Origin of the sequence: Streptococcus sp. 53 (genome assembly GCF_013276565.1) — a bacterium.
Lineage (GTDB): Bacteria > Bacillota > Bacilli > Lactobacillales > Streptococcaceae > Streptococcus.
Window position 1 is genome coordinate 1 of record NZ_VMLG01000053.1, and the last position, 6,252, is coordinate 6,252.

The following is a 6,252-nucleotide window of genomic DNA, read 5'->3' on the forward strand; positions in this document are numbered from 1 at the left end:
GACAGATTTATTGTTTTTTTCATTGTTCAGTACTACAACAGTTGTTGTAGTGCCCTGCACATTGGTTCGTCTTGTTCAGTTTTCAAAGGTCTTTGTCACTCGCTTTCCTCAAGCGACAACTATATTAGTATATCACAGTCGCTTTCGCTTGTCAACACTTTTTTGAAACTTTTTTAAAACTTTTTTCATCAAGTGTTCCATCTGCAACATACCATAGTCCGTACGGGATTCGAACCCGTGTTACCGCCGTGAAAAGGCGGTGTCTTAACCCCTTGACCAACGGACCAGAGTTGTTATTTTCAACTCTTACTATTATACAGACTTTTCAAACTTTGTCAACACCTTTTTTAAACTTTTTTTATTAATTTTACAACAGCTTCCGTTCTAGCTGTATGCGGGAACATATCGACCGACTGGATATAATGAAGATCATAGACTTCTACTAAGCGTACCAAATCACGAGCCAAGGTCGAAACATTACAAGAAATATAAACCATTTTTTCTGGTACATAAGTAAGAATAGTATCTAATAACTTATCATCCAGACCTGTACGTGGTGGGTCCACAATCAGAGCATCTGCTCGGTAGCCTTCCTTGTACCAACGAGGAATAATCTCTTCTGCCGTTCCAGCTTCATAATGAGTATTGTCAAATCCCATTCTTTTAGCATTTCGCTTGGCATCTTCAATGGCTTCTGGAATAATATCCATACCTCTGAGTGTCTTAACTTTCTTTGCGAAGGCAAATCCAATCGTTCCAACTCCACAATAAGCGTCAATCAAATGGTCTTCTTTAGTAACATCCAAGGCTTTTACCGCTTCGTTATAAAGAACTTCTGTTTGTTCAGGATTTAGTTGATAGAAAGCTCGAGGAGATAGTGAAAATTCATAATCGAGTACACCTTCTTGAATACTCTCTTGTCCCCAGATAATCTCTGTCTTTTCTCCATAAATCTCACTGGTTTTAGCTGTATTTGTATTCACAGCTACTGTCACAACTTCTGGGAAATCTTTAACTAAGTCTTTTACTAGTTGGGTTAAATTAAGCTGACGATTTGTAACAATAATAACCTGAACCTGTCCAGTCTTTCTTGCTCGTCGGACCATAATAGTCCTAACACCTAGAACTTTTCTCTCATCTGTGATTGGAATCTGGTGATAAGTAAGTAATTCCGCTAGACGATTAGCAATCACTTGGGTTTCCCTGTCTTGTACCAGGCAGTCTTTCAACTCTACTAAATAGTGAGAGTTTTGTGCATATAAGCCTGCCTTGACCTGATTCTTAAATTTTCGAGTCTGAAATTGTAACTTAGCTCGGTAATATTTTGGTTCCTGCATTCCAATAGTTGGACGAATTTCATAGTTTTCATATCCTGCAGGAGCAAATTTTTTCAGTGCTTGATGAAGTAAGTCCGTCTTGAACTCCAGTTGCTTATCATAATGCAGGTGCATGATCTGGCAGCCTCCGCATTCATTATAAATAGTACAAGCTGGCACAACTCGGAATTTAGACTTCTTGTTGACCTTTAGTAATTTTGCTTCAACAAAGTTGCGTTTAATAGAAGTAATCTGACAATAGATATCTTCGCCTTTGAGAGCACCGGGTACAAAGACTAAAGTTTTTTGATAAAAGCCGATTCCCTCACCATTAATTCCCATGCGCTTGATTTTTAATGGTATTTTTTGTTTCACTTTCAGATTCATACCCCTATCTTATCACATTTTGAGTTATAATAGAACTATGAAAATCACAAAACTTGAAAAGAAAAAAAGACTCTATCTGATGGAGCTTGATAACGGCGACAAATGCTACATCACCGAAGATACAATTGTTCGTTTTATGTTATCGAGAGATAAGGTGATAAGCGAAGAGGAATTGAAAGAGATTCAGGACTTTGCCAAATTTTCTTACGGTAAGAATCTGGCCCTCTACCATTTATCCTTTAAAGCACGCACTGAAAAAGAGGTCAGAGAATATCTGAAAAAATACGATATTGATGAAAACATAGTTTCTCAAGTCATTATTAATCTTAAAGAAGATAATTGGATTAATGATAGTCAGTACGCTTATGCTATCATCAATGCCAATCAACTTTCAGGAGACAAGGGGCCTTATGTACTGACTCAGAAACTAACACAAAAAGGAATTTCAAAATCCACTATAGAAGAGAACTTGAAAGAATTTGATTTTTCGGAAGTTGCTCAACGTGTAGCTAATAAACTATTGAAAAAATATGAAGGAAAACTTCCAACTCGCGCCTTGCAAGATAAGATTATCCAGAACTTGACCAATAAGGGTTTTTCCTATTCTGATGCTAAAATTGCCTTTGACTACTTAGATAGCCAAGTCGACGAAGAAACAACTCAGGAACTCATCTTCAAGGAGCTTGATAAGCAATATGCTAAGTATGCCCGAAAGTATGAAGGATACGAACTGAAGCAGCGTTTAACCCAAGTTTTAGCACGAAAGGGCTACGATTTTTCGGATATAGCAAGCGCTCTTAGAGAATATCTTTAATATTTTCGTGTAAAATTCACAGATTTTAGGCATTTTTATGGTACAATAGTAAACGATAAACTTATAAATTGTAGAAAGTTGGTTAGTTATGAAACTTCCAAAAGAAGGCGACTTTATTACAATTCAAAGTTATAAGCATGATGGGAGTCTCCACCGAACTTGGCGGGACACCATGGTACTAAAAACAACAGAAAACGCCATTATTGGTGTCAACGATCATACACTGGTTACCGAAAGTGATGGTCGTCGTTGGGTCACTCGAGAACCGGCTATTGTTTACTTTCACAAGAAATATTGGTTTAATATCATTGCCATGATTCGTGATAATGGAATTTCCTACTATTGCAATATGGCTAGCCCCTACTATCTGGATGAAGAAGCACTGAAGTATATTGATTACGATTTGGATGTTAAAATTTTTACAGATGGGGAAAAACGTCTCTTGGACGTTGAAGAGTACGAGCGTCACAAACGCAAAATGAATTATTCTGATGATTTGGACTATATTTTAAAAGAACATGTCAAAATTCTTGTTGATTGGATTAACAATGGACGTGGTCCTTTCTCAGAAGCCTATGTAAACATTTGGTACAAGCGCTATGTAGAACTAAAGAATCGGTAAAGTTGTCAAACTAGGGTGAAAGCCCTGGTTTTTTTATTTGAAAAACCCAGTTTTTCAGCTGGGTTGGTCTCTATATATCTAATTTTGTAACTGTAAATTTGATGTGGGAATAGTCTTTTTCAACATCCTTATCCAGCAAGAAAGCCGTGGCGTCCTTCTTAACCTGAACCAAATCAATATTCTGAGCCTGGGCTGCATAGACGCATCCACAATAACATTGACGGTAGATGTCATACTCCTCACACATCTCTACTGAACGTTTGTATCCTTGATTTTTCTTGAAATCACTTGGAAGATAGTGGGTTGTGTAAATTTTTTGCACATCGATTCCGATGCTGTTGATGGTTTGAGAATTCTTATGAGGACTGATGGTTAAAGCCGAACCGAAGTAGTCAAAACCTAAATCCATAGCCACTTGCGCTGTTTTATCCAAGCGGTAGTCAAAGCAAACCTTGCAACGGTCGCCACCTTCAGGCTCTTCTTCCAAACCTCGAACCAATTTTCGGTATTCATTTGGTTCGTAGGGAGCTTCTAGGTACTGAACCGTATTTCCTGTCCGCTCATTAAAATCACTAACAAATTTCTTGGTGACATAGGCCCGCTTATGATATTCTGCCTTGGGATGGATATTAGAATTGGCAAAATAGATGGTCACATCTGCATACTTGGTCAAATATTCTAGTGTATAGGTACTACAAGGGGCACAGCAAACATGCATGAGAATAGTTGGCCGCTGCTCATTTTTCTCCCATACTTGTACCATCTTCTGCATGACACGGTCATAATTAATCTTCTGATTGGGGTTCATCTTGCTCAGAATTTCTTCTACATCGATCATGTTCTTCTCCTTTTTCTAGTCCTATTTTATCATATAAGTTAGGAGAGCTCAAATCTATTTAGAAGTGAATATCATAAAAAGGAGGGTTAGTCATCCCCTCCTTTTGTGTTTTTTATAAGTTGTTTTCTATAGAAAGCTTACATCATACCGCCCATCATGCTTGGATCCATTGCCGGAGCCGGAGCTACTGGTTCTGGTTTATTGGCTACGACTGCTTCTGTTGTCAAAATCAAGCTGGCTACAGATGCTGCATTTTGTAGAGCTGAACGACTCACTTTAACTGGGTCGATAATCCCTTGATCAATCATGTTGACCCATTCGCCAGTTGCTGCGTTGAAGCCTGTTCCAACTTCAGCATTTTTCAAGCGATCGATAACAATAGATCCTTCAAATCCTGCATTGTGTGCGATCTGACGAACAGGTTCTTCCAAAGCACGGAGAACAATATTGCGGCCCGTTGCTTCGTCTCCTGTCAATTCCAAGGCAGCAACAGCTGGAATGACATTTACAAGAGCAGTTCCACCACCAGCAACGATTCCTTCTTCAACGGCTGCACGAGTAGCGTTGAGGGCATCTTCAATGCGGAGTTTCATTTCTTTCAACTCAGTTTCAGTTGCAGCTCCGACCTTGATGACCGCTACACCACCTGACAATTTCGCCAAGCGTTCTTGCAATTTTTCACGGTCAAATTCAGAAGTTGTGGTTTCGATTTGAGACTTGATAACCGCAACACGGTGAGAAATCGCTTCAAGATTTCCAGCACCTTCTACGATAACAGTGCTATCTTTGTCCACAGTTACTCTCGCTGCTTGACCAAGTGCTTCAATTGTCGCATCTTTCAACTCAAGACCAAGGTCTTCTGTGATAACTGTTCCGCCTGTTAAGATGGCTATATCTTCAAGCATGGCTTTGCGACGGTCACCGAAGCCAGGTGCCTTGACAGCTACTACGTTGAATGTTCCACGAATCTTGTTCAATACAAGAGTCGGAAGAGCTTCACCATCTACATCATCCGCAATAATCAAGAGAGGACGATTGCTTTGGAGAATGCTTTCCAAAAGTGGCAAGATTTCTTGGATATTGGAAATCTTCTTGTCTGTAATCAAAATGTACGGATTTTCAAGGTCAGCCACCATTTTTTCGCTATCTGTCACCATATACTGTGAAAGATAACCACGGTCGAACTGCATTCCTTCTACGACTTCAAGCTCTGTTTCCATACCACGTGACTCTTCGATAGTGATGACACCGTCTTTGCCAACTTTTTCCATTGCTTCAGAAATGTATTCACCGACTTTTTCAGAACGAGAAGATACGGCAGCAACCTGAGCGATAGCTTCTTTGTTGGCAACAGGGATGGCGTTGTTTTTCAAAGCTTCAACTGCTGCTGCAACTGCTGTTTCAATCCCACGACGAATTCCGATTGGATTGGCACCTGCTGTGACGTTTTTGATGCCTTCACGGACGATTGCTTGGGTCAAGACAGTTGCAGTTGTCGTTCCGTCACCTGCGATATCATTGGTTTTTGAAGCTACTTCTGATACCAATTTGGCACCCATATTTTCAAAATGGTCTTCCAATTCGATTTCTTTGGCAATAGTTACACCGTCATTGGTGATGAGTGGTGAACCGAATGATTTTTCCAACACGACATTGCGACCTTTAGGTCCCAAGGTTACTTTAACAGTATCTGCAAGGATATCGACACCACGGACCATAGCTGAACGGGCATCTGATGAAAATTTAATTTCTTTTGACATACTTACTTTCTCCTTCTATTCTTCAATGATTGCCAAGATATTAGCTTCGCCTACGATGATGTACTTTTCATCGCCATCTTTGACATCAAGACCTGCGTGAGCTTCAACTAAGACACGGTCTCCAACCTTGACACTTGGAGCAACCAAGTCACCATTCAAGGTACGAACACCTTGTCCAGTAGCCACAACTTGAGCTGTTTTGGTTTTTTCTTGGGCTGAACCTGCAAGGACAAAGCCTCCAACAGTTTGTTCTTTTTCTTCGATTTTTAAGACCACACGGTCCCCTAATGGTTTCAACATCTGATTTCCTCCATAATGAGATAGATAGTATTAGCACTCTTTATACCTGAGTGCTAATTCATAGTTCTATTGTATCACTTGGTCAGAAATAGTCAAGAAAAAAGTCTGACTTTCTAAAGATAAAAAGCCTGAGAGCAACTCAGACTTTTCGGCTCTATAATATTTGTAGTGGGTAAATCCCCTATAGATATTATGGAGCCTATTTTTGTGTAGAA

Annotated in this window: 6 protein-coding genes and 1 tRNA gene; 2 read left to right on the forward strand and 5 right to left on the reverse strand. The window is 39.7% G+C overall.

All coding sequences use genetic code 11. The features are described 5' to 3' along the window. Positions 1-214: 214 nt before the first annotated feature. Positions 215-286: transfer RNA gene (locus HT722_RS10210), tRNA-Glu, on the reverse strand. 61 nt (positions 287-347) lie between these two features. Then, positions 348-1,703, reverse strand: a complete 1,356-nt coding sequence (gene rlmD, locus HT722_RS10215; protein WP_173278853.1) for a 23S rRNA (uracil(1939)-C(5))-methyltransferase RlmD — start codon at positions 1,701-1,703, stop codon at positions 348-350. A gap of 37 nt (positions 1,704-1,740) precedes the next feature. On the opposite strand from rlmD, the gene recX reads away from it, so the two are divergent. Together recX and HT722_RS10225 are read left to right on the forward strand one after the other, a co-directional pair. Continuing rightward, positions 1,741-2,517: a recombination regulator RecX gene (gene recX / locus HT722_RS10220; protein ID WP_173278854.1), complete on the forward strand. Its 777-nt coding sequence runs from the start codon at positions 1,741-1,743 to the stop codon at positions 2,515-2,517. A gap of 88 nt (positions 2,518-2,605) precedes the next feature. Then, positions 2,606-3,139: a DUF402 domain-containing protein gene (locus HT722_RS10225; protein ID WP_000775316.1), complete on the forward strand. Its 534-nt coding sequence runs from the start codon at positions 2,606-2,608 to the stop codon at positions 3,137-3,139. 70 nt (positions 3,140-3,209) lie between these two features. On the opposite strand, the gene HT722_RS10230 is transcribed toward HT722_RS10225, so the two are convergent. The 3 genes from HT722_RS10230 to groES form a co-directional block, all read right to left on the reverse strand. Next, on the reverse strand, positions 3,210-3,977 hold the full coding sequence (locus HT722_RS10230) for an epoxyqueuosine reductase QueH (RefSeq protein WP_000567567.1): 768 nt from the start codon (positions 3,975-3,977) through the stop codon (positions 3,210-3,212). Between the two features lie 137 nt (positions 3,978-4,114). Further along, the gene (groL, locus tag HT722_RS10235) at positions 4,115-5,737 is read right to left on the reverse strand and encodes a chaperonin GroEL (RefSeq protein WP_173278855.1); all 1,623 of its coding nucleotides are present in this window, start codon (positions 5,735-5,737) and stop codon (positions 4,115-4,117) included. 15 nt (positions 5,738-5,752) lie between these two features. Next, entirely contained in the window at positions 5,753-6,037 is a 285-nt protein-coding gene (groES, locus tag HT722_RS10240) for a co-chaperone GroES (RefSeq protein ID WP_000917332.1), read from the reverse strand. Positions 6,038-6,252 lie beyond the last annotated feature (215 nt).